The organism is Streptomyces sp. NPDC044044 (genome assembly GCF_056434405.1).
Map to the genome: position 1 here is coordinate 1 of NZ_JBWKFG010000030.1, position 1,415 is coordinate 1,415.

Below are 1,415 nucleotides of genomic sequence, written 5' to 3' on the forward strand. Positions count from 1 at the left end.
TGGGTGGTGGGGGTGAGGTGGTGGAGGAGTGGGGGGAGGGTGTTGTTGTGGGCTTGGGTGGTGAGGGTGGTGGTGTTGAGGTGGGTTGCGGTGGTGGTGGGGTGGTTGGTGGTGAGGGCGGTGTCGAGGAGGGTGAGGGCGTTGTGGGTGGTGAGGGGTGGGAATCCGGTGCGGGTGGTGTGGTTGCGGGTGGTGGTGTTGAGGTGGCGGATCATGCCGGTGTTGTCGTCCCAGGGTCCCCAGGCGAGGCTGGTGGCGGGGAGGCCTTGGGTGTGTCGGTGGTGGGCGAGGGCGTTGAGGTAGGCGTTGGCGGCGGCGTAGTTGGCTTGGCCGGGTGAGGCGAGGGTGGTGGCGAGGGAGGAGTAGAGGATGAAGGCGTTGAGGTTGAGGTGTTGGGTGGCGTGGTGGAGGTTCCAGGCGGCGTCGATTTTGGGGCGTAGGACGGTGTGGAGTTGTTGGGGGGTGAGGTGTTGGAGGGGGGCCATGTCGATGAGGCCGGCGGTGTGGATGATGGCGGTGAGGGGGTGTTGGGCGGGGATGTCTGCCAGGAGTGTGGTGATGGCGTGGGGGTCGGCGGTGTCGCAGGTGGTGATGGTGGTGTGGGCGCCGAGTTGGTTCAGTTCGGTGGCGAGTTCGGTTGCTCCTGGTGCTTGATTGCCGGAGCGGCTGGCGAGGAGGAGGTGTTGTATGCCGTGTTGGGTGATGAGGTGGCGTGCGGTGTGGGCGGCGAGGGTGCCGGTTCCGCCGGTGATGAGGACGGTGCCTTGGGGGTTCCAGGTGGTGGGTGTGGGTGTGGGTGTGGGTGTGTTTGGGGTGGGTGTGGGTGTGGGTGTGTGGGGGAGTCGGGTGAGGCGGGGGATGTGGAGGGTGCCTTGTCGGATGGCGATGTGGGGTTCGTTGGTGGTGAGGGCGTGGGGGAGTGTGGTGGGTGTGTGGGGGTGGGTGTCGAGGTCGATGAGGGTGATGCGGTGGGGGTGTTCGGTTTGGGCGGTGCGGATGAGGCCGGTGAGGGTGGCGTGGGTGAGGTCGGGGTCTTCGTTGGGGTGGACGTTGGTGGCGTGTTGGGTGGTGAGGATGAGGTGGGTGGTGGTGTAGCGGTCGTCGGCGAGCCAGTTTTGGAGGAGGGTGAGGGTGCGGGCGAGGGTGTCGTGGATGTGGGTGGGGTGTGGGGTGTTGGTTGTGGTGGTGGGCAGGGGGGCGATGACGGTTTGGGGTGCGGGGGTGGTGGTGTTGAGGGTGTGGCTGAGTGCGTCGAGGTTGTGGTGGTGGTTGGTGGGTGGGATGAGGGTGGTGAGGGTGTTGGTGGGGCCGGTGCCCAGGGGGTCGGTGAGCAGGGCGGTGTTGGAGGGTAGTGCGGTGGTGCTGTTCGGGGTCGGCAGGGGTTCCCAGCGCAGAGGAAGCAACACCGGACCGTT

General features: G+C 66.9%; 1 protein-coding gene. It reads right to left on the reverse strand.

Features of this window, described 5'->3' with window-relative positions:
- The coding region (locus AC07AG_RS42595; protein ID WP_478762589.1) for a beta-ketoacyl reductase at nucleotides 1-1,403 on the reverse strand (1,403 nt) is incomplete at its 3' end.
- Between the last annotated feature and the right edge of the window lie 12 nt (nucleotides 1,404-1,415).